At 67.3% G+C, this 21,542-nt stretch carries 23 protein-coding genes; 13 read left to right on the forward strand and 10 right to left on the reverse strand.

Going from position 1 to position 21,542, the window contains the following annotated elements; genetic code table 11:
• Positions 1 to 155 precede the first annotated feature (155 nt).
• From KY389_RS04360 to KY389_RS04370, 3 genes are read left to right on the forward strand one after another with little or no spacing between them, the layout of a single operon-like run.
• On the forward strand, positions 156 to 1,532 hold the full coding sequence (locus KY389_RS04360; protein WP_219829592.1) for an MATE family efflux transporter: 1,377 nt from the start codon (positions 156 to 158) through the stop codon (positions 1,530 to 1,532).
• A 25-nt stretch (positions 1,533 to 1,557) separates the two neighbouring features.
• Positions 1,558 to 1,794 carry an Lrp/AsnC family transcriptional regulator gene (locus KY389_RS04365; RefSeq protein ID WP_219829593.1) on the forward strand — a complete coding sequence of 79 codons (237 nt, stop codon included), beginning with the start codon at positions 1,558 to 1,560 and terminating at the stop codon, positions 1,792 to 1,794.
• Positions 1,794 to 2,894, forward strand: a complete 1,101-nt coding sequence (locus KY389_RS04370; RefSeq protein ID WP_219829594.1) for a pyridoxal phosphate-dependent aminotransferase — start codon at positions 1,794 to 1,796, stop codon at positions 2,892 to 2,894. Before KY389_RS04365 ends, KY389_RS04370 begins: the two co-directional genes overlap by 1 nt.
• On the opposite strand, the gene KY389_RS04375 is transcribed toward KY389_RS04370, so the two are convergent.
• From KY389_RS04375 to KY389_RS04390, 4 genes are all read right to left on the reverse strand, one after another.
• On the reverse strand, positions 2,881 to 3,090 hold the full coding sequence (locus KY389_RS04375) for a hypothetical protein (RefSeq protein WP_246587943.1): 210 nt from the start codon (positions 3,088 to 3,090) through the stop codon (positions 2,881 to 2,883). The genes KY389_RS04370 and KY389_RS04375 overlap by 14 nt on opposite strands.
• Before the next feature lie 188 nt (positions 3,091 to 3,278).
• Positions 3,279 to 6,158: a valine--tRNA ligase gene (locus tag KY389_RS04380; protein WP_219829595.1), complete on the reverse strand. Its 2,880-nt coding sequence runs from the start codon at positions 6,156 to 6,158 to the stop codon at positions 3,279 to 3,281.
• 81 nt (positions 6,159 to 6,239) lie between these two features.
• Complete coding sequence (locus KY389_RS04385; RefSeq protein ID WP_219829596.1) at positions 6,240 to 6,593, reverse strand: DUF1428 domain-containing protein; 354 nt, start codon at positions 6,591 to 6,593, stop codon at positions 6,240 to 6,242.
• Between the two features lie 78 nt (positions 6,594 to 6,671).
• Entirely contained in the window at positions 6,672 to 7,103 is a 432-nt protein-coding gene (locus KY389_RS04390; RefSeq protein ID WP_219829597.1) for an Lrp/AsnC family transcriptional regulator, read from the reverse strand.
• 151 nt (positions 7,104 to 7,254) lie between these two features.
• Here KY389_RS04390 and KY389_RS04395 point away from each other — a divergent pair, with 151 nt between their 5' ends.
• Both KY389_RS04395 and KY389_RS04400 read left to right on the forward strand, forming a co-directional pair.
• A complete protein-coding gene (locus KY389_RS04395; RefSeq protein ID WP_219829598.1) occupies positions 7,255 to 8,409 on the forward strand; it encodes a type III PLP-dependent enzyme in 1,155 nt (384 codons plus the stop codon).
• A gap of 56 nt (positions 8,410 to 8,465) precedes the next feature.
• On the forward strand, positions 8,466 to 9,518 hold the full coding sequence (locus KY389_RS04400; protein WP_246587944.1) for a DUF2235 domain-containing protein: 1,053 nt from the start codon (positions 8,466 to 8,468) through the stop codon (positions 9,516 to 9,518).
• A gap of 7 nt (positions 9,519 to 9,525) precedes the next feature.
• Here KY389_RS04400 and metF read toward each other — a convergent pair whose 3' ends face one another.
• Positions 9,526 to 10,398, reverse strand: coding sequence for a methylenetetrahydrofolate reductase [NAD(P)H] (gene metF / locus KY389_RS04405; RefSeq protein WP_219829599.1), 873 nt, complete (start codon positions 10,396 to 10,398; stop codon positions 9,526 to 9,528).
• A 91-nt stretch (positions 10,399 to 10,489) separates the two neighbouring features.
• Between metF and KY389_RS04410 the strand changes: the two genes are divergently transcribed.
• From KY389_RS04410 to KY389_RS04420, 3 genes are all read left to right on the forward strand, one after another.
• Entirely contained in the window at positions 10,490 to 11,404 is a 915-nt protein-coding gene (locus KY389_RS04410) for a LysR family transcriptional regulator (RefSeq protein WP_219829600.1), read from the forward strand.
• A 72-nt stretch (positions 11,405 to 11,476) separates the two neighbouring features.
• Positions 11,477 to 12,268 (forward strand): inositol monophosphatase family protein, encoded by a 792-nt coding sequence (locus KY389_RS04415; RefSeq protein ID WP_219829601.1) that lies wholly within the window; start codon positions 11,477 to 11,479, stop codon positions 12,266 to 12,268.
• 27 nt (positions 12,269 to 12,295) lie between these two features.
• Positions 12,296 to 13,351: a DMT family transporter gene (locus KY389_RS04420; RefSeq protein WP_343222902.1), complete on the forward strand. Its 1,056-nt coding sequence runs from the start codon at positions 12,296 to 12,298 to the stop codon at positions 13,349 to 13,351.
• On the opposite strand, the gene KY389_RS04425 is transcribed toward KY389_RS04420, so the two are convergent.
• A complete protein-coding gene (locus KY389_RS04425) occupies positions 13,287 to 15,359 on the reverse strand; it encodes a lytic transglycosylase domain-containing protein (protein ID WP_219829602.1) in 2,073 nt (690 codons plus the stop codon). The genes KY389_RS04420 and KY389_RS04425 overlap by 65 nt on opposite strands.
• A gap of 118 nt (positions 15,360 to 15,477) precedes the next feature.
• On the opposite strand from KY389_RS04425, the gene dapA reads away from it, so the two are divergent.
• The gene (gene dapA, locus KY389_RS04430) at positions 15,478 to 16,353 is read left to right on the forward strand and encodes a 4-hydroxy-tetrahydrodipicolinate synthase (RefSeq protein WP_219829603.1); all 876 of its coding nucleotides are present in this window, start codon (positions 15,478 to 15,480) and stop codon (positions 16,351 to 16,353) included.
• Between the two features lie 92 nt (positions 16,354 to 16,445).
• The gene (locus tag KY389_RS04435; RefSeq protein ID WP_219829604.1) at positions 16,446 to 16,619 is read left to right on the forward strand and encodes a hypothetical protein; all 174 of its coding nucleotides are present in this window, start codon (positions 16,446 to 16,448) and stop codon (positions 16,617 to 16,619) included.
• Here KY389_RS04435 and KY389_RS04440 read toward each other — a convergent pair whose 3' ends face one another.
• The 4 genes from KY389_RS04440 to KY389_RS04455 all read right to left on the reverse strand — a co-directional run bounded on the left by KY389_RS04440 (position 16,620) and on the right by KY389_RS04455 (position 19,341).
• On the reverse strand, positions 16,620 to 17,219 hold the full coding sequence (locus KY389_RS04440) for an HNH endonuclease (RefSeq protein WP_219829605.1): 600 nt from the start codon (positions 17,217 to 17,219) through the stop codon (positions 16,620 to 16,622).
• Between the two features lie 215 nt (positions 17,220 to 17,434).
• Positions 17,435 to 18,091, reverse strand: a complete 657-nt coding sequence (locus KY389_RS04445) for an alpha/beta hydrolase (RefSeq protein WP_219829606.1) — start codon at positions 18,089 to 18,091, stop codon at positions 17,435 to 17,437.
• Positions 18,088 to 18,714 carry a DNA-3-methyladenine glycosylase family protein gene (locus KY389_RS04450; protein ID WP_219829607.1) on the reverse strand — a complete coding sequence of 209 codons (627 nt, stop codon included), beginning with the start codon at positions 18,712 to 18,714 and terminating at the stop codon, positions 18,088 to 18,090. Before KY389_RS04450 ends, KY389_RS04445 begins: the two co-directional genes overlap by 4 nt.
• A gap of 3 nt (positions 18,715 to 18,717) precedes the next feature.
• Entirely contained in the window at positions 18,718 to 19,341 is a 624-nt protein-coding gene (locus tag KY389_RS04455; RefSeq protein WP_219829608.1) for a GntR family transcriptional regulator, read from the reverse strand.
• A 64-nt stretch (positions 19,342 to 19,405) separates the two neighbouring features.
• Between KY389_RS04455 and KY389_RS04460 the strand changes: the two genes are divergently transcribed.
• Genes KY389_RS04460 through KY389_RS04470 form a run of 3 tightly spaced genes read left to right on the forward strand, consistent with a single transcriptional unit; the run spans position 19,406 to position 21,542 of the window.
• Positions 19,406 to 20,092, forward strand: a complete 687-nt coding sequence (locus KY389_RS04460; RefSeq protein ID WP_219829685.1) for a pyrimidine 5'-nucleotidase — start codon at positions 19,406 to 19,408, stop codon at positions 20,090 to 20,092.
• Between the two features lie 43 nt (positions 20,093 to 20,135).
• On the forward strand, positions 20,136 to 20,327 hold the full coding sequence (locus KY389_RS04465; RefSeq protein ID WP_219829609.1) for a hypothetical protein: 192 nt from the start codon (positions 20,136 to 20,138) through the stop codon (positions 20,325 to 20,327).
• A gap of 15 nt (positions 20,328 to 20,342) precedes the next feature.
• Positions 20,343 to 21,542, forward strand: a complete 1,200-nt coding sequence (locus KY389_RS04470; protein WP_246587947.1) for a UbiH/UbiF family hydroxylase — start codon at positions 20,343 to 20,345, stop codon at positions 21,540 to 21,542.

Here is a 21,542-nt window from a genome sequence, read left to right on the forward strand (position 1 = left end):
CGGCCTCTTGCGTCAAGGGTCGCGCGATCTATCGCAGATGGGGTGCAGGGCGGCAAGCGGGGCATCGTGGCCCACTCGCCCGCATCGGGCATGATATTGCAGGACGTGCAATTGTCCCTCTTGCCCGGCTCAAGGGCGCAGGATAAGGGCAGAGGATGACGCAAAGCCGCTATCGTCCCCATGTCCTTGCGACCCTGTCGTTGGGTCTGCCGCTGATCGGCAGCCATCTGGCGCGCATGGCCATCGGCGTAGGCGATACGGTGATGATCGGCTGGTATGGGGTCGAGCCTCTGGCGGCGCTGGTCATCGCCACCTCGTTCTTTCACATCCTGTTCTTTCTTGGCATGGGCTTCGGCACCGGGGTGATGGGCGTGATCGCCGCCCATGTCGCCGCCGGCCGCGAGACCGAGGTGCGCCGAGGGGCTCGCATGGCGCTGTGGCTGTCGGCGGGCTTTGCCGCGCTGGCCATGCCCCTGATGTGGTGGTCCGAGCCGATCCTGCTGGCGCTGGGGCAGACGCCCGCCATCTCGGCCCTGTCGCAGGATTACCTGCGGATTGCAGGCTGGGGACTGGTCCTGATCCTGTGGCAGGTCACGCTGTCGTCCTATCTGGCCGCGCTGGAGCGCACGCAGGTCGTGATGTGGGTGACGCTGGCGGGGCTGCCGCTGAACCTGTTCCTGAACTGGGTGCTGATCTTCGGCAATCTCGGCGCGCCCGAACTTGGCGTGCGCGGCGCGGCCATCGCCAGCGTGGTGGTGCAGGCCACCCAGCTTGTCCTGCTGATCGCTTATGCGCGCTGGCTTCCCAAGGCGCGGCGCTACCACCTGTTCCAGCGCTTCTGGCGGCCAGACTGGCAGGCGATGGGGCAGGTCGCGCGGATCGGCTGGCCCATCGGTCTGACCATGGTGGCCGAGGGTGGGCTGTTCGTCGCATCGAACATCATGATGGGCTGGATCGGCACGGCCGAACTGGCCGCGCATGGGATTGCGCTGCAGATCACCTCGATCACCTTCATGGCGCATCTGGGCCTGTCGAACGCGGCCACGGTGCGCGTGGGCCAGGCGATGGGGCGCGGCGACCGGGCCTGGATGCGGGATGCGGCGCTGACCGTGGTCGGCCTGTCGCTGATGTTCGCGGCCCTGGCCATCGCCGCCTATCTGCTTTTCGCCGAGCCTCTGGTCAGGCTGTATCTGGACCCGACCGATCCTGACGCGGGCGCCATCGTGGCACTTGGCGCGATGCTGCTGATGTATGCAGCGCTGTTTCAGTTGACCGATGCCTTCCAGGTGATCGCGCTCGGCTTCCTGCGCGGGGTGCAGGACACGCAGGTGCCGATGTGGATCGCGGGCTTCAGCTACTGGGTCGTGGGTATGCCCGCTGCCTGGGCGCTGGCCTTTCCGCTTGACCTTGGCCCGGCGGGTCTGTGGCTCGGGCTCTGCGTCGGTCTGAGCGTGGCGGCGGTCCTTCTGATGCTGCGCTTCTGGCGCGGCCTTGCGCGCGGGGACTGGACCGCGCCCGCCGCGGCGGTCTAACCTGACGCTGCCAACAGGAGGTCTCATGCGCGCCGTCTTCGTCCAGTTCCGCTGCGAGCCCGGCAAGACCTATCAGGTCGCCGAAGCCATCTACGACCGCGAGGTGGTCAGCGAGCTTTTTTCGACCTCGGGCGACTACGACCTGATCGCCAAGGTCTATATCCCCGAAGCAGAGGATGTCGGCCGCTACCTGTCGGACCGGCTGTTCGACATTCCCCATATCAGCCGGACCTTGACCACGATAACCTTCCGCGCCTTCTGATGCGGATCGCGCCCCTGCCCGCGGGCCTGCCCGCCACCGTTCCCTTTATCGGGCCCGAGACTCTGGAACGCCAGCGCGGCGCGCCCTTCGCCGCCCGCCTTGGCGCGAATGAAAGCGCCTTCGGTCCCAGCCCCCTGGCCGCCCGCGCCATGCGCGAGGCGGTGGGGCAGGTCTGGAAATATGGCGACGCGACCAGCTTCGATCTGATCCAGGCCTTGGCTGCCCATCACCGCGTCGCGCCCGCCAACATCATGGTGGGCGAGGGGATCGACGGGCTTCTGGGCAATCTGGTCCGGCTGATGATCGCGCCGGGCGATGCCGTCGTGACCTCGGACGGGGCCTACCCGACCTTCAACTATCATGTCGCGGGCTTCGGGGGCGTCCTGCACAAGGTGCCCTATCGCCACGATGCCGAAGACCCCCAGGCCCTGCTGGACCGCGCCCATGCCACCGGCGCAAGGCTGGTCTATCTGGCCAATCCGGACAATCCGATGGGCAGCTGGCATGACGGCGCAGTGATCGAGGCGATGCTCGACCGCCTGCCCCCCGACTGCCTGCTGATCCTGGATCAGGCCTATGCCGAATTCGCGCCGGCCTCGGCCATGCCCGACATAGCGGCCGACGATCCCCGCGTGATCCGGATGCGGACCTTTTCCAAGGGTTACGGGCTGGCCGGGGCCCGGATCGGCTATGCGCTCGGCGCGCCGGACCTGATCGCAGGCTTCGACCGCATCCGCAACCACTTCGGCGTCAATCGTATCGCACAGGCCGGCGCCTTGGCCGCCCTGGCCGATCAGGGCTGGCTTGCCCATGTCGTGGCCGAGGTCGAGGCCGCCCGCGACCGGATCGCGGCCATCGGTGCGGCGAACGGCCTGACCGCGCTGCCATCGGCGACCAATTTCGTCGCGCTGGACACGCATCGCGACGGCGGCTTCGCCCGCGCCCTGATCGCCGCGCTGGTGACCGAAGGCGTCTTTGCCCGGATGCCCGGCGTGCCCCCCTTGGACCGCTGCATCCGCGTCAGCGCGGCCCCGCTACACGAACTCGCCGTGTTCGAGGACGCGCTGCCCCGCGCCCTTGCGGCCCTCAGTCGCGCATGAAGCGCCGCCGTGCCTTCTCGGCGATGGCCTGGCGCATCTGCAGCCGCGCGATCTCGGCCAGAAGGGCCGCGCGCTCCGCCCCCTCGGGGATCCCGGCCAAGCGGGCCTGCGCGGCCTGAACCGCTTTCTTCAACACGATCTCGCCGGGCAGAACGGCCCGCCTGCGCCATGATCCGAAACCCCGCGGCGGTCGCATCCGTCTCGACCGGCCGCGCGGGCGGGGGCTGCCCCTCGCCCTCCAGCCCCGAGGCGTTCCCTCGGTCCTGACCTTCGCCATCACCCTCTTGGCGATTTGCCCCAGCCAGCCCAAGGGGGCCTCCTCCGCGTTTCTCCGTTGCCGAAATACCCATGACCCGGCCGCTCCGAGCGCGCCGGATCGCAGGCTCACATCGCCGCCAGCTGCGCCAGCGCTGCGTCAAGGCGCGCGATGTCATCCTCCAAGGCGGCCAGCTTCCCCCGAGTCTCCTCAATCACGTCGGCCTCGGCATTCTCGACGAATTTCGGGTTCGACAAACGCTTCCGCAAACCCTCGGCATCCTTCGCGGATTTCTGCAAGGCCTTTTGCAGGCGGGCGGTCTCGGTTGCCACGTCGATCACGTCCCCGATGGGCAGCGCAAAGCTCGCCCCCTGCACCGATACCGCGATCATTCCCTTACCCGCGACGCCATCCGCAGGCGCATTGACCCGTGCCAGACGCTCGATCAGGGGCGCGTTGGCCGACAATGCCGCGCGCGCGGCATCGTCGGCTTCGGTCACGATCAGGTCCAGCTTCGCGCCTGCGGGCACGCCCATCTGCGCGCGGGCCGAGCGCACGCCCTCGATCAGCGCGATGACCCAGTTCATCTGGCGATCCGCCTCGGCGTCGATCAGGTCCGCGCCCAGCTCCGGCCAGTCGCCATGGACCAGCATCCGGTCGCGGTCGCCGGTCAGGGACCACAGCTCCTCGGTCACGAAGGGCATGATCGGGTGCAGCATGGCAAAGCACTGATCCAGCACCCAGCCCATCGTGGCCCGAGTCTCGTCCGCGTGATTGCCGTCAAACAGGGGCTTTGCGAATTCCACATACCAGTCGCAGACCTTGCCCCAGACAAAGGCATAAAGCGCGCCTGCCGCGTCGTTGAAACGATAGGAGGCCAGCGCCTCGTCCACAGCCATCAGCGTGCGCGCCGTCTCGCCGATGATCCAGCGGTTGACGACATGCGCGGGCTGCGGGCGCGCCCCGCCGCCGCGCACGCCGTTCATCTGGGCAAAGCGGGTGGCGTTCCAGATCTTGGTGACGAAGTTGCGGTTCACCTCGACATGCTTCGGCCCCAGCTTGGGGTCGCGCCCCATCGCCGCCATGCTGGTCAGCGTGAAGCGCAGCGCATCCGCGCCGTATTCGTCCACCAGCGTCAGCGGGTCGATGACATTGCCCTTGGACTTGGACATCTTGGCGCCCTTCTCGTCACGCACCAGCCCGTGGACATAGACGGTCTTGAAGGGCACATCGCCCACGACCTCAAGCTGCATCATCATCATCCGGGCGACCCAGAAGAAGATGATGTCAAAGCCCGTGACCAGCACGTCGGTCGGGAAATATTTCTTCAATTCTTCGGTCGGCTCGGGCCAGCCGAGCGTTCCGATGGGCCAGAGACCCGAACTGAACCAGGTGTCCAACACGTCAGGGTCGCGCGTCAGGGTCTTGCCCGGCGCCATGGCCTGCGCCTCGGCCTCGGACGGGGCGCAATACTGATTGCCCTCCTCGTCATACCAGACAGGGATCTGATGACCCCACCAGAGTTGGCGGCTGATCGTCCAGGGCTCGATATTCTCCAGCCAGTTGAAATAGACCTTGCGGTGCTGCTCGGGCAGGATGCGGGTGCGGCCTTCCCGCACCGCCTCCAGCGCGGGCGCAACGATGCGCTTGGTGTCCACGAACCATTGGTCGGTCAGCATCGGCTCGATCACCACGCCCGAACGATCGCCGAAGGGTTGCATGATGGATTTCTGTTCGACAAGCACGCGGCGCTCGATATGTTCGGCGCCGGTCTCGGGGTCGATTTCCTTGTGCAGATAAGTAACGGCCAGACCTTCGGCGGTGACCTGCTCGACCACGCGCCTGCGGGCCTCCAGCCGGTCAAGGCCACGCAGATCCTCGGGCACGAGGTTGACGGCCGAGACATCGCCCACATCCTCGCCCTGTGCGGCGCGGGTCGCGATGGCCGCGCTTTCGGCATAGGACAGCCCATCGGTGCGCATCGCGGCCTTGGTATCCATCAGCGTATAGAGCGGGATTCCGTGGCGCATCGCCACGCCGTAATCGTTGAAGTCATGCGCGCCGGTGATCTTGACCGCGCCCGACCCGAAATCGGGGTCCGGGTATTCATCGGTGATGATCGGGATCAGGCGGCGGTGTTCCCTGGGGCCGACCGGGATCTCGACCAGCTTGCCGATGATGGGGGCATAGCGTTCGTCGGAAGGGTGCACGGCCACCGCGCCGTCGCCCAGCATGGTCTCGGGGCGCGTGGTCGCGATGGAGATATAGTCGCGCGTCTCGCGCAGGGTGACGCGGCCATCCGCATCGCGTTCGACATATTCATAGGTCTCGCGTTCGCCGGTTTCAGGGTTGGCGGCCAGCGGGTATTTGAAATGCCACATCTGGCCGGGAACCTCGCGGTTCTCGACCTCCAGATCGCTGATCGCAGTCTCGAAATGGGGATCCCAATTCACCAGCCGCTTGCCGCGATAGATGATACCCTTGTTGTAGAGGTCAACGAAAACCCGGATCACCGCGTCATGGAAGTTGCCCTCTTCGCCCGCGGGCGCGCCGGGGGCGCCGGACATGGTAAAGGCATTCCTGGACCAGTCCGCGCTGGCGCCGAGACGCTTGAGCTGGTCGATGATCCTGTCGCCCGATTCCTGTTTCCATTTCCAGATCTCGGCCACGAAATCGTCGCGGTTCCAGTCGCGGCGCGGAGGCTTGCCCTCGGCGGCCAGCTTGCGCTCGACCACCATCTGGGTGGCGATCCCGGCATGGTCCTGGCCGGGCTGCCAGAGCGTGTCGAAGCCGCGCATCCGGTGCCAGCGGACCAGAATATCCTGCAACGTGTTGTTCAGCGCGTGGCCGATATGCAGGCTGCCGGTCACATTGGGCGGCGGGATCATCACGGCGAAGGTCTCGGACCGCCGGGCATTGGCCCCGGCTGCAAAGGCGTTCCGGCGTTCCCATTCGGCGCTGATCCGGGCCTCGGCGGCCGCCGCGTCAAAGCTCTTGTCCATCGTCATCGCGAAATCCCCATCTGTTGCAGCGGGATTAGCGAAAGCAGCGGAAAAGGCCAAGCACCTGTTGCCTGCGCCTCTGGGCTCTCAGCGTTCGTCCACCAGCGGAGAGAATCCACCCCAGAACATCCGCATTCCGTCAAAGGGCATGTCGGTCATGCGGAAGGATTGAGTGTCCTCCATGATCCGCGCCCAGGCAGCATCGGCGGTCTGACGGTCTGGCCATTCGATCCACGAGAACATCGGCACCTCGCCCTCGCGCGCGTTGGTGGCGCGGTAGAAGTCGGTCTGTTCGCCATGCGGGACATCCTCGCCCCAACATTCGACCATCCTGAGCGCGCCGAGGCGCTTGAACATGGGCCAGCTTGCCGTTGCGTGATCGGCATAGGCCTGCTTGTTTTCCGCAGGGACGGGCAGCACGAAGCCGGTGTAATAGGTCATGGTCGCCTCCTCTGGTTGTGGGTAGATGGTCGATCCCCCGCGCCGAGAACGCAAGCCGATAGATGTTAGCCACCCCCGTCAGGGTGCGCGGTCCAGTTTGGATGACAGGTGGATCAGGCTTTCTGACGAGCGCACCCCCTCGATCGCGCCGATCCGGTCCAGCGTGTCGTCAAGCTCGGCCGTCGAGGCCGTGGCCAGTTGCAATAGCAGATCGACGCGCCCGCTGGTCGTGTGGATGCGTTCGATCTGGGGCATGACCTTCAGGCGCGACAGGATGCTGGGCAGGCTGCGCGGCTCGATCCCCAACAGGACGGTAGCGCGGATGCGCCCGGCGCGCGCGGCCTCGCCCAGACGCAGGGTATAGCCTGCGATGGTGCCGTTGGCCTCCAGCCGCTCAAGCCGGGCTTGCAGAGTGGACCGCGCGACGCGCAGTTTGCGGGCCAGAACCGCCACGGACATGCGGGCATCGGTGGAAAGTTGCGCGATGATGGCGCGGTCCAGATCGTCCAAACAGGCAGCCTTCGTCAGAATGACATGAATTCGGGCATATTATCTGATCGAACGCGCGAATCTATCCTTTTCATCGGTGAAATCGGAAATCATACGCGCCATTCTGGGTTTTCACCCCACCCTGCCACCCTTGCGCGCGAAAGGAACTGCCATGGGACAGCACAAGACCGTCTGGGACAATCCCGCCGACATCGTCCGGCACCTTGCGCCCGAACATCCGCTGATGGTCTTTGCGCCGACGGTGCTGCAGGATCGCGCCCAACAGTTTCTTCAGGGGTTTCCGGGTCTTGTCACCTATGCGGTAAAGTCCAATCCCGACGAGGCCGTGATCCAGAACCTGACCGCGGCGGGCATCCGTGGCTTTGACGTGGCATCGCCCTTCGAGATCGACCTGATCGGCCGGCTCGCCCCCCGTGCCGCGCGCCATTACCACAACCCTGTCCGCTCGCGCGCCGAGATCGCGCATGGCGTTGCGGCGGGCATCCGCGCCTGGTCGGTGGACAGCCTGTCGGAACTGGACAAGCTGTTCGAGCAGGTTCCCCTGACGGTCGAGGGCAAGGGGGTCGAGATCTCGCCCCGCTTCAAGCTGCCGGTTCTGGGGGCGGCCTATGATTTCGGCTCGAAATTCGGCGCTTCGCCGGATCTGGCCGCCGAGATCCTGCGCCGCGTGGCCGAACGGGGCTATGTCGCCTCGCTGACCTTCCATCCGGGCACACAATGCACCGATCCGATCGCGTGGGAAAGCTATATCCGCGTTGCGCGCGAAATCTGCGATATGGCCGGCCTGCGGGCGCGGCGCCTCAATGTCGGTGGCGGCTTTCCCTCGTATCGCGTCGTGGGGGTCGAACCCGACCTGCAGGCCATCTTCCGCAAGATCGGCGAGACCACGACCGAAATGTTCGGCGCGGACGCGCCCGAACTGGTCTGCGAGCCGGGCCGTGGGCTGGTCGCGGATGCGTTTTCGCTGATCACACGGGTCAAGGGCGTGCGCGACGGGGCGCATGTCTTTCTGAATGACGGCACCTATGGCGGGCTGGCGGAACTGCCGATCATCGGCAATATCGACCGGATCGAGGTGCTGGACCCTGCGGGCCGTCCTCGTCAGGGCGAACGCAGCGGCCGCGTCATCTTCGGCCCGACCTGCGATTCGGTTGACCGCTTGCCCGGTGAACTGAGCCTGCCCGAAGACGTGGCCGAGGGCGATTTCGTCATCTTCCACGGCGCGGGCGCCTATTCGACGGTGACGAATACCCGTTTCAACGGATTCGGCCTGATGGGGCACGCAACCGTCATGCGTCTGGACTAGGGACGCATTCTCTTGCATCAAGGCTTCGTTTATGGACCTGTGCCAGACTTGAGTCCATGACCGTGAGCGCCTCGACCACCCATCTTGTGCTGATGGACGGCACCTTCGCCTCGCTTCTGGACGGGCAGCGCAGCTCGATCGGGCGCATCCATCGGCTGGTGACGGGCCAACTGGGCCTGCCGCCCGCGCCGGGGCGGCTGCGCATCCATTACGGCATGGGTCAGCAATGGAATCGCTGGCGCACCCTGCCGGAACTGGCCGCAGGGGGTGTTCTGGAAGCCCGCATCGCCGAGGCTTATGGCTGGCTGGCCTCGGGCTGGCGGCCGGGCCAGCCGATCTTCATGCTGGGTTATTCACGCGGCGCCTTTGCGCTGCGCAGCCTTGCGGGAATGATCGACCGGGTCGGTCTGCTCAGGCCCGAACACGCGACCGAACGCAACATCCGGCTGGCCTGGCACCTCTATCGCAATGGCGGCGCGGCACAGGCGATGGCGGCCTTCCGGCGGCGCTGCCACGATGACGCGCCGATCCGGATGCTGGGCTGTTTCGACACGGTCATGGCGCTTGGCCTGCGTCTGCCGCTGCTGTGGATGCTGACCGAGCCGCGTTTTCGCTTTCACGACGCGCATCTGGGTCAGGGGATCGAACACGGCTTTCACGCCCTGGCGCTGGACGAGACGCGGGCGGCCTTTGCGCCCCTGCTCTGGGATGACGACCACGCCGCCGGACGGATCGAGCAAGTCTGGTTCCGCGGTGCCCATCCCGATATTGGCGGCCAATTGTCAGGGTTCGAACCCGCGCGCCCCTTGGCGAACATTCCGCTGGTCTGGATGCTGGAACGGGCGCAGGCGCTTGGATTGCCGCTGCCGACCGGTTGGCAGGCGCTGTTTCCGGTCGATGCTTCCGCGCCTCCGATCGGATCCTGGCGGCGGTGGGGCGTGCTGTTCCTGGCCCGCGCCCCGCGCATGGCTGGGCGCTATTCGACCGAAAGCCTGCACGAGACGGTTCCGGTCCCCTATCCCGGTCCCGCGCTGCTGACGGGTGATCTGGCCTCTTGTGCCGACCCGGCGCATCGCGTCACGCGCCGCCGCGCCGCCCGCCGGGGCTGAGCCCGCCTCAGGCGACGGCGTCCAGTCCCCGCGCTGGGTGCACCCCAAGCGCCGCGCAGACATCGCGTGTCAGTTCGGGCCGGTTCAGCGTGTAGAAATGCAGCCTGTCCACCCCGCCCGCGATCAGCGTCTCGCACAGATCCACACAGAGGCTGGTGGCCAAGGCGCGTTCAGCTTCGGGGCCGTCCAGGGCTGCCAGCTGGAACGCCTGTTCCGCCCAGTCGGGAACGGTCGTGTTGCAGGTCGCGGCGAAACGCCTGGTTCCGGCCCAGCTTTGGACCGGCAGGATGCCCGGAATGATCGGCGCCTCGATGCCCGCCGCCACACAGCGGTCGCGGAAGCGGAAGAACGTGTCCGGCTCAAAGAAGAACTGCGTGATCGCGCTGCTGGCGCCGGCGTCGATCTTGCGCTTGAGCCAGGCGATATCCGCCTCTGGGCCCGTGCTGTCGGGGTGTGGCTCGGGATAGGCGCCGACGCGGATCGTCATGTCGCCGCGCGCGGCGATGGCCTCGATCAGTTCGATCGAATGGGCGAAGCCCTCGGGATGGGGCGTGAAGCGCTTGGCCCCCTTGGGCGCGTCTCCGCGCAGGGCGACGATTTCGCGGATGCCGGCATCGGCGTAGGATTGCACGATCTCCAGCGTTTCGGCGCGGGTTGCCTCGACACAGGTCAAATGCGCCGCGACCTCCAGCCCGAACTGCCGGTTGATCGTGGTCACGGCCTCATGCGTCAGCTTGCGGGTCGTGCCGCCCGCGCCATAGGTGACCGACACGAAATCCGGCGCCAGCGGCGCCAGCGCGCGGGCGGTTTCCCACAGCTTGAACGATGCCTCCAGCGTCTTGGGCGGGAAGAATTCAAAGCTCACTCTCGGCGCGGGCATGGCGGTTCCTTTCTGTTGGCGCCCCTTGTGCCACGCGGCGCGGCGTGAGACAAATTCATAATCCTCAAGATCAACCTGAGTTCCGTTCATCATGCATCTGGAATTGCGGCATCTGCGCACGGTCCACGCGATCCACCAACAGGGCGGTCTGGCCCGCGCGGCCGAGGCGCTGAACATCACCCAAAGCGCGCTGTCCCATCAGGTCAAGGCGCTGGAGGAACAGGCCGGGGTGGAGCTGTTCGTCCGCCGCGCCAAGCCCATGCGGCTGTCGGCGGCGGGGATGCGCCTTCTGCGGCTGGCCGAGCAGGTGCTGCCTCTGGTCGCCGCCACCGAGGCCGAGTTCAAGGGCGTCGAGGCCGGTCGCGTCGGCCGGCTGCATATCGCGATGGAGTGCCATGCCTGTTTCGACTGGCTGCTGCCGGTTCTGGACATCTTCCGCCGCGCCTGGCCGGATGTGGATGTCGATATCCGCCAGCGCCTGGCTTTTGGCGCGCTGCCCGCCCTGGTGCGCGAAGAGGTCGATCTGGTCATCTCGTCCGATCCCGAGGATCTGCCCGACGTGACCTTTCAGGCGCTGTTCGATTACGCGCCCACGCTGGTCGTGCCTGCCGGGCATCCGCTGGTCGCCAAGGGTCATGCCGACCCGGCCGATCTGGCGGCCGAGACGCTGATCACCTATCCGATGGACCGCGCGCGGCTGGACGTGTTCAGCCAGTTCCTGACCCCTGCGGGGATCGAGCCCGCCCGCCAGCGCACGGTCGAGCTGACCGCCGTGGCGCTGATGCTGGTCGCCTCGGGGCGCGGGGTGGCGGTCATGCCCGACTGGGTGCTGCGGCGCGAGGCGGCGAACCCGGAACTGGCGCTGCTGCCGCTTGGGCCGCAGGGCATCCGGCGCAGGCTTTACGCGGCGGTGCGGACCGGCGATCTGGCCCAGCCCTACATGGCGCATGTCCTGCGCCTGTCGCGGACCGAGCCGTTGCGGATGCTGCGCGGCGCCGCCAGCTAGGGCCGGACGCCTGCCGCTTGGCTTTCCGGCGCGCCTGCCCTATGACGCGCCCAACCCCTATTCCCGGAGCATGTGATGGCAAGCGCCAATCTGAACGTCATGATCAAGGCCGCCCGCAAGGCTGGGCGTGCGCTGGTCAAGGATTTCCGCGAAGTCGAGAACCTTCAGGTCAGCGTCAAGGGTGCGGGCGATTTCGTCACCCGCGCCGACCGCGAGGCCGAGCGTCTGATCAAGGAAGAACTGCGCGGCGCCCGCCCCAGCTATGGCTGGCTGGGCGAGGAGACCGGCGCCGAGGAAGGCGACGATCCCACCCGCCGCTGGCTGGTCGATCCGCTGGACGGCACGACGAACTTCCTGCACGGCCTGCCGCATTGGGCCGTCAGCATCGCGCTGGAACACAAGGGCGAGATCGTCGCCGCCGTCATCTTCGACGCGGCCAAGGACGAATTGTTCGTGGCCGAAAAGGGCGGCGGGGCTTTCATGAACGACCAGCGTCTGCGCGTCTCGGGGCGCACGCGGCTGGCCGATTCGGTCTTTGCCACGGGCATTCCCCATTCCGGCACCGGCCCCTTGCCCGCGATGATCCAGGATCTGGCGCAACTGATGCCCGCCGCCGCCGGTGTGCGCGGCTTCGGTTCGGCGGCGCTGAACCTGGCCTATGTCGCCTCGGGGCGGTTCGACGGTTACTGGGAACGCGGCACCAAGCCCTGGGACGTGGCCGCAGGCATCCTGATGGTGCGCGAGGCGGGCGGTTTCGTCCAAGGCATCCGCGAAGGCGACAACCCGCTGGAATCGGGCCGTATCATCGCCGCGAACCCGACCCTGCTCGAGCCTTTCGCCAGGATCATCCGCGCCCGCGACTAAGCCGCAACAGGCGCCGCCTTGCAGGACGTGCAAGGCGGCGGGCGGCTTGACCTTGGGGCGGGCGGGGCGCAGACCGGGCGCGACCCGAAAGGCGCGCTCATGTCCGACGACCGATCTCACCCGCCCTATGCCGCATCGGCCGCCACGGCCTCGGCACCGCCTCCGATCCCTCCGGTGACACAGCCGCCGCGCGACCGCACCGGGTTGGCGATCATCCTGATGTGCGCGGTCAGCTTCATTTTCGCGCTTCAGGACATGTTTTCACGCATCCTGGGGGGCGATTATCCGCCTGTCCTGATCGTGATGATCCGCTACTGGGTCTTTGCGGTTTTCGTGATCGCGCTGGTCTCGCGCCAGCCGGGCGGGCTGCGTCGGGCGATCCGCACCAGGCGGCCGCTGACCCAGATTGCGCGCGGCGTGATCCTGGCCTTCGAGGTGTTGATCATGGTCGAGGCCTTTGTCCGCCTGGGGCTGATCGAGACTCATGCCGTCTTTGCCGTCTATCCGCTGCTGGTCGCGGCTTTGAGCGGCCCGATCCTGGGCGAGCGCGTCGGCTGGCGCCGCTGGAGCGCCATCGGCATTGGCTTCGCGGGAATCCTGGTGATCCTGAATCCCGGCGGCGGCGTCCTGACGATCGAGGCGTTGCTGCCGCTGATCGCCGCGTTGCTTTTTGCGCTTTATGGCCTGTTGACGCGGCATGTCTCGCGCGATGACCCGGCGATGGTCAGCTTTTTCTGGACGGGCATCGCGGGGGCGGTGGCGATCACCCTGGCCGGGATCTGGGAATGGCAGTGGCTGGCGCCGGTGGATTGGGTCTGGATGGGGCTGCTTTGTATCTGCGGGATGACCTCGCATTATCTGATGATCCGCAGCTACGAGATGGCCGAGGCCGCGGTCTTGCAGCCCTTCGCCTACACGCAGCTTGTCTGGGTCAGCATCATCGGCGTGCTGGTCTTTTCCGAGACGCTGCGCGCGAATGTGGTATTCGGCTCGGTGATCGTGGTCGCTGCGGGGGTGTTCACTCTGCTTCGGCAGCGGCTGAGATCACGGCAGGCCAGTCGGGCGGCAGGGCCGGACCGATAAGCCGCGCCGGGTTCGGCGAAGGCCGCGCCGACAGGGCCAGCGTCAGCCGCAGCGGAGGCGGCGGCATCATGCCCCCGCCGGACAGATCCCAACGCGGCACGATCGGTGCCGGCCGGCCATGGATGCGCGAGCGATAGACCGGCAGCGCCTCGGCCACGCGCATGACATAGTTGCGCGTTTCGTCAAAGGGGATCAGTTCGACCCATTCCACAGGGTCGGCACCCCTGCGGATGTCGCCGAAATCGTTGATCCACCGCGCCGGGCGGCCCGGCCCGGCATTGTAGCCCGCCGCGATCAGCGCAACCGAGGGACCAAAGCGCTCGGTCAGGTCCATCAGGTATTGCGACCCGATCCGCGCATTATAGGCCGCGTCCCCGGACAGCCGCGCGGCGTCAAAGGGCAGGCCGATCTGGCGCGCGACCTGTTCGGCGGTGGCGGGCATGACCTGCATCAGACCCTGCGCGCCCACCGGGCTGGAGGCCGTGTGGTTGAATTCCGATTCCTGCCGCGCGATGGCCATGACCAGTTCCGGCGGCGGGCCCAGATCCTGGGTTTCGAGCCCTGTCAGAGGGAAATGCGCGACCGGCCATATCACGCCCCGATTGGCCGATTGCTTGGCCAGCCGCAGCCCGTGCCAGGGATAACCCGCCTCATACATCAGGCGCGACATGCGGGCGATATCCTCGGGGGCGGCATCCCGGGCCAGATGCAGGAAGAAGCGCTGCGCCTCGGCGGCGCGGCCGGTCGCCAGAAGCCATAGCCCCGCGCGATAGACGGCGTTCCCGGCCAGGGCCGAGCCGCGCCAGTCGGGCAATGTGTCATGGCCCGGGCCGGGGATGGCGTAATCCGCGGGCAGGGAGACGCCCACGCGATCAGCGGCCAGTTGACCGTAATAGACGCCCGGCCAAGCGGCGGCGCGGCGAAAGGCGGCCTCGGCCTCGGCCGGGTTGCCCAGTGCCTCATGCGCGCGGCCCTGCCAGTAATGCGCCCGCGCCAGGCTGATTGCACTGCCGACCACGGTTTCAAGATGGCGGAAATGCTCCAGCGCGCGGGCCGGATCGCCGGTTCGCAGCGCGGCCCAGCCCGCCAGCCATTCCAGATCGGCATAGTGGCGGTTGTCGGGCGTCAGGAAATGCGGCGCGGCCAGGTCCAGCGCCCGCTGCCAGTCGCCGTTCCGCATCGCCAGCCGCGTGTAATCGACCCGCATCGGAGCCCATTGCGCCGGATCGCGCAGTGCTTCCGCGCTGGTCGAGGCCTCAAGCATCAGCGCCTGCGCGCCCTCGTGCAGCCGCGCGCCGACGCGCCACAGATAGCGGTCCATCGTCAGGCCGGGATCGGCCCGCGCCTCGTCGGACAGGGCCAGGATCAGCGCGTCCACCCCCTCGCGCCCGGCTTGCAGCGCGATACGGGCGGCGGGCAGGGCGCGGTCCTCTTCGGGCAGCCGGTCCAGCAGGCGTTCGGCCTGTGCCCATTGGCGGCGGTCCAGCATCCGGGTGATCCGATCGGGGATCAGGGGGACAAGCATATCGGGATGGGCGGCCAGCAGCGCGGCCTCATCGGCGGGTTCCAGAGGGGTCTCGATGAAGAAGCGTGCGCGTTCGGCCCGGGCTTCGGCGGGGGGCAGGGCGGCGATCAGGGCCTCATGCGCGCGCAGGGTGTCCGGGCGGCGATCGGCGAACCAGATCGCGGCTTCGTCCGGGGTCAGAGGGCGCAGCTTGGCGTCCCCGCGCTGGCGGATCTGGTCAAGGCCGGGCCAGTCGGGATTGCGGGCCACGAAATCCAGGAAATCGGTAAAGTCGCCATGGCCCGCGCGCAGGGCCTGCCAGCCGATCAGCGCCTCGGCCAGGGGGCCCGCACGGGCGGCGGCGGCGCGCGCGGTCGTCCAGTCGCGGGCATCGGCAGCGGCCAGCGCCAGCGCCATCGCGCCCGGTTCCTCGGCCCGCACGGGGGCGGCCAGCGGCAGGGTTGCCAGCATCGCGGCCAGCATCATGTCACGCAGAAGTCGCATCACCGCCCTGTGTCGCGGCCAAAGCCCGCCGATGCAATACACATCCTTGGCAAGTGCCGCGCCTCTCGCTACTGAGAGCGGCGCAACGAAAACCCGATCGACCACCAAGGAGCGTGTCATGTTCAAAGGGTCCATGCCAGCCCTCGTCACGCCGTTCACTGCGGACGGCGAGCTGGATCTGACCGCGCTCAGGAAGCTGGTCGAATGGCATCTGGACCAGGGTAGCCACGGCATCGTGCCGGTCGGCACCACCGGCGAAAGCCCGACGCTGTCGCACGAGGAACACCGCCTGGTCATCGAAGAAGTTGTGCGCGCCGTCGATGGCCGCATCCCGGTGATTGCGGGGGCGGGGTCGAACTCGACCCGCGAGGGGATCGGCCTCTTGCAGCACGCTGCCAGCGTCGGCGCGGATGCCGCGCTGGTCGTGACCCCCTATTACAACAAGCCTACCCAGGCCGGCCTGATCGCGCATTACACCGCCCTGACCGAAGCCTGCGACCTGCCGATCGTGATCTACAACATTCCCGGCCGTTCGGTCGTGGACATGACGCCCGAGACGATGGGTATTCTGGCGCAACGGCCCACCATCATCGGCGTCAAGGACGCGACCGGCAAGCTGGAGCGTGTGAGCCTGCAGCGCATGACCTGCGGGCCGGATTTCGTGCAGCTTTCGGGCGAGGATGCGACTGCGCTTGGCTTCAACGCGCATGGCGGCGTGGGCTGCATCAGCGTCACCGCGAATGTCGCGCCGCGCCTCTGCGCGCTGTTTCAGGAGGCGACCTTGCGCGGCGATTACCGCACCGCGCTGGAATATCAGGATCGTCTGATGCCGCTGCATCATGCAATCTTCCTGGAACCCGGTCTTGTCGGTGCGAAATATGCAATGTCGCGGCTGGGTCTGTGCAACGAACGGGTGAGGCTGCCGCTGACCCCGCTCAGCGAGGGGGTGCGCCGCCAGATTGATGCCGCGATGGAACATGCCGGTCTGATCTGATCATCCTTCGGGCAGAATATCGCGCATTTGTCGCATGGCCTTTTCAAACCCCTCGGGCAAGCACATATTCTGTCCAAGGAGAGGAGTCGCCCATGCCGCTGCCGCATTTCCTTCTGCTGATCGCTTCGGTCATCCTGGCCGCGGGGCTGACGCTCTGGGCCGCCTTCGCCTCGGGCGTGCCGCTGGCAGCTCTGGCACTGGTCGCGCTTGGCGCCGCGCTGGTCCTGCATCTGGTGCCGCGTGACCATCGCGACCCGCGTGCCTGATCAGCTTTCCAGCTCGGCATCCCAGTAGAGGTAATCCATCCAGCTGTCATGCAGGTGGTTCGGTGGAAAGCGCCTCCCGATCGCGTGCATTTCCTCGGGGGTGGGCCGGCGCGGCTTGCGGCGCAGGCTCATGCCGGAATGGCGCAGGCTGCGATTGGCCTTTCTCAGGTTGCAGGGCGAACAGGCGGCCACGACGTTTTCCCAACTGGTCACACCCCCGCGCGAGCGCGGCACCACGTGGTCAAAGGTCAGATCGCCCTTGGCCCCGCAATACTGGCAGCAGAATTCGTCTCGCAGAAAAAGATTGAAGCGCGTGAATGCCACGCGCTTCTGGGGTCTGACATAATCCTTCAGAACGACGACCGAGGGGATCCGGAAGACCTGCCTCTGACTTCGCACGACCTCGTCATATTCGGCGATGATGCTGACCCGGTCCAGAAAGACGGCCTTGATTGCCTCTTGCCAGGGCCACAGCGACAGGGGGTAATAGCTCAGCGGGCGGTAATCGGCATTCAGCACCAGGGCGGGGTGGTGGCGCAAGGCCGCGGGCTCGCGCACGAACCTGGTTCGGAATTCAGTCTGGTGATGGTCGTCCAGCATGTCGCTTGCCCTGCCTGGCCCCTTGGATCGACCGGGGCATCCATCAGATCCATGGTCCGACTATATCTCGTGCAAGCCGTCTGGCAAGCCTCTGCATCTATAGCCGCCCCTCGGACAGATAGCCGCATCAGGTAACAGCGCGATGACGCGTCCTGCCCGGGAATGTGGCAATCCGTGTCTCGGCAGGGTGCGTCGTGGCGATGGCAACCCGGTTGTCAGGCGCTCAGCCGGTCGCGGATGAAGGCCAAGGCTACCGACAGCCCGTCGGGCGAGATGCCGTGGCCGGTTCCCTTCATCACATGCCCATAGACGGTAAAGCCCGCCGCCATCAGCGCGTTGCCGGCAAGACCCATATCCTCGAACGGGACCATCTGATCCTCGTCGCCATGGATCAGCAGCACGGGTGGTTTGACACGCGCCTCGGCCGCCAGCGTTTCGGGTGCAAGAAGCCGCCCCGAGAAGCCGACGATCCCGGCCACCGCCTTGTCGCGGCGGGGCGCGACATGCAGCGCCATCATCGTGCCCTGGCTGAAACCCACCAGCACCAGCCGGTCCGGCGTCAGCCCCTCTGCGGCCAGAACGCTGTCGAGATAGGCGTCCAGCAGGCCCACCGAACGTATCATGGAAGATCGCGCATCCGCCTCGGACGAGCCGTCCAGCCAGGGAATCGGAAACCACTGATAGCCCATCGGATTGTTCCGGCAGGGCTCGGGCGCGTTCGGCGCGAAAAAGGCCGTGCGCGGCAGGTGCGGCGCCAGGGGATCGGCCAGACCCAGAAGGTCGGCGCCGTCGGCACCGTAGCCGTGCAGGAAGATCACCGCCGAATCCGCCTGTGGCGGACCCTTGCGGTCGGATGTCAGTCGGTCGGTCATGTTACGCCCTCGCGGCCCTTGGCCAGCCGGTAATAGGCCCAGAGCCCCCGCGCCGCAACCGCCCGCCACGGCCGCCAGGGTTCGGCCAGCACCCGCAGGGCGGCGGGGCGGGGCCGTTCGGGCAGCCCATAGAGCAACCGCGCGCCTTCCTGCAGCGCCAGATCGCCCGCCGCGAAGACATCGGCGCGGCCAAGCGCGAATTTCAGGTAGATTTCGGCCGTCCAGACGCCCACGCCGGGCAAGGCGGTCAGCCGGTCGATTGCCTCGTCATCGGGCAGGGCGGCCAGCCCGTCCCAGTCCAGCCCCGCTTGCGCGATGGCGGCCAGATAGCGCGCCTTGGGCCGCGACAGGCCGGCCGCGCGCAGGTCGTCGGGCGTGGCGGCCCTGATTGCTGCCTCGGAGAACAGGCCCGCCGCCTCGAGCCGCGCCCGGATCGAGGCCGCCGCCGCAACCGAGATCTGCTGTCCGATGATCGCCTCGGCCATTGTCGCGAAACCGGCCTCGCGGCGGCGCAAGGGCAGGGGCTGGATCAGCGGCAGGGCCTTTGCCCAGACAGGACAGATGCGCGCCAGATAAGCGGTGCCTTCGGCCAGGTCGGCCTCGGTCCGGATCAGGCGGATCATGACCTAGCCATGGGCCTGGGCCTCCAGCTTCAGACGAGTCTCCCAAGCCATCGAGATATGTTGGCGCAGCGCCTTGTCTGCGGCCACCCCATCGCCCGAGGCGATCGCCTCGACGATGCGGGCATGTTCCACCAGCGCCGCCGCGCTGCGTCCTTCGGCGGCCAGCGAGGTCTTTTCCATCAACGCCATGCTGCGATGGACCAGATCAAGCTGCTGCACCAGATAGCGGTTGTGCGAGGCCAGATGGATCTGCCGGTGAAAGCGCCGGTTCGACCGCGCCAGAGCCTCGGGGTCGTGCTGGTTCTGGCGGTCCTCTTCGACCATCTGGCTGAGGACGCGCACCTCCTCGGGGCTGGCATGGCGGGCGGCAAGGCGCGCTGCCAGCGCCTCAAGCTCGGCGCGCACCACATAAAGCTCCGCCAGCTGGTTGTGATCCAGCGAGGCGACGATCAGGCTGCGCCCGTCGCGGACCAGCATGGCTTGTGTTTCCAGCCTTTGCAGCGCCTCGCGGACGGGGGTGCGGCTGACACCGAAACGGTCGGCCAGTTCGGATTCCACCAGCCGGTCGCCAGGGCGATAGGTGCCGCTTTCGATCGCGGCCAGGATCAGGGAATAGGCGTCCTTCATGGCGCCACGATTGGCCGCGGCGGCGCGAATTGCAAGCGCGGCGGCGCGGCGCTATGTGGAACGGATGGATTTTCTGCATGTTCGCGTCTGGATCTTCGATCTGGACAATACGCTCTATCCCCCCGAGGCCCAGCTTTTCGCCCAGATCGAGCGGCGCATGACGGCCTACATGATGCGCGTCCTCGGTGTGCCCCAGGAAGACGCCGACCGGCTGCGCGCCGAATACTGGAGACTGCACGGCACGACCTTGGCGGGGCTGATGGCCGAACACCGGGTCGATCCGGTTCATTACCTCGGCGACGTGCATGATATCGACTTTTCGGTTCTGCGGCCGGACGCGGCGTTGGCCGATGCCATCGCGGCCCTGCCGGGGCGGCGGATCATCCACACCAACGGCGACGCGGCCTATGCCCGCCGCGTTCTGGCCGCGCGCGGGCTGGATGGCGATCTGTTCGAGGCCGTCTATGGCATCGAGGAGACCGGTTTCCGCCCCAAACCGCACCCGGACGCGTTTCGCCGCGTTCTGGACGCCGCCCGGATCGACCCGCGCGAGGCGGCCTTTTTCGAGGACGATCCCCGCAATCTGGCCGTGCCCCATGCGCTTGGGATGCGGACCGTGCTGGTCGGGCAGGGCCTTGATGGGCCCGTTCCCATCCTGCGTGGCGCGCCGGTGCCCGCCCATGTCCAGCACCAGACCGACGATCTGACCGCGTTTCTTGGTCGCATTGCAACCGGCTCGGCAGCCGGCTAGGTGTGATGTGAACGCGCGCAACTTGTCCGAGGATACCGAAGCGATGACTGCGCATGACGAAACCGACCTTTCCAACCGTGCTGCCCTTGGCGTGATCCTGGGGCTGCTGACCCTTGTTGCGGTGCTGCTGGCGTCCTGCGTGATGCTGTTCGGTGTGGCGGGCCTGGGGATCTTCGGGCTGGTGGCGACCGTGCTGATCTTTGGCGTCATGCTGGCTTTCACCGCCGGGAACTGACCGCAGGAGTCCGCCTTGCCGGCACCAGCAATCGAAGATGTCGATATCCTTGTGTCGGGCGGCGGGATTGCCGGGCTGATCGCGGCGGCGGCCTTCGGGGCCGAGGGCTTCTCGACCCTCTGCATCGACCCGGCCCCGCCCGTGACGGATGAATCCGACGAGGGCGCCGATCTGCGGACCACCGCGATCCTGGCGCCCTCGGTCGTGCTGTTGCAGCGGATTGGGCTATGGGACCGGCTGGCACCCCATGCGACGCCTTTGCAGGTCATGCGGATCGTCGATGCGGGCGGCGCCGAGCCGCGCGCCCGGCTGACGCGCGATTTCGACGCGGCGGAGATCGGCGATCAGCCCTTTGGCTGGAACCTGCCCAACTGGCTTTTGCGGCGCGAGATCGTCGCACGGCTGGAATCGCTGCAATCCGTGCGGTTTCATGCGGGTATCGGCACGGTCTCGGTCCTGACCCGCGACGAGGGCGCGATCGTCACGCTATCGGATGGCCGCCGCCTGCGCGCGCGGCTGCTGATCGGGGCCGATGGCCGCGATTCGCCGGTGCGGCAGGCACTTGGCATCGGCGCGCGGCGGTTGCGCTATGGCCAGAAGGCGTTGGCCTTTGCGGTCACACATGAATTCCCGCACAACAACGTCTCGACCGAGGTGCATCGCTCGGGCGGGCCCTTCACGCTGGTGCCGTTGCCCGACCGCGAGGGCCGCCCCTGTTCTGCCGTCGTCTGGATGGAGAACGGCCGCGAGACCGCCCGCCTGCGCGCCTTGCCGCCCGAGGGCTTCGAGGCCGAACTGAATGCGCGCTCGGCCGGGGTGCTGGGGCATCTGCGGCAGGCCACCCGGCTGACGGAATGGCCGATCATCAGCCAGATCGCGGACCGCTTCACCGCGCCGCGCACCGCCTTGATCGCCGAGGCGGCGCATGTCGTCCCGCCCATCGGCGCCCAGGGGCTGAACATGAGCCTTGCCGATCTGGCGCTGCTGGTCGAACTGAACCGAAGCGATCCGGGCAATGCGGCGGCCCTGGCGCGCTATGAACGCGCCCGCCGCCCCGAGGCGCTGGCCCGTCTGTTGGGCATCGACGTGCTGAACCGTGCCAGTCAGGCCGGCCTGCGCCCCTTGCGCGACTTGCGCGCCGCCGCGCTGGGCGGGCTTTACGGTATCGCCCCAGTCCGCCGACTGATGATGCGCGCAGGGCTGGGCCTGCACTGA

Origin of the sequence: Paracoccus bogoriensis, assembly GCF_019431455.1 — a bacterium.
Lineage (GTDB): Bacteria > Pseudomonadota > Alphaproteobacteria > Rhodobacterales > Rhodobacteraceae > Paracoccus > Paracoccus bogoriensis.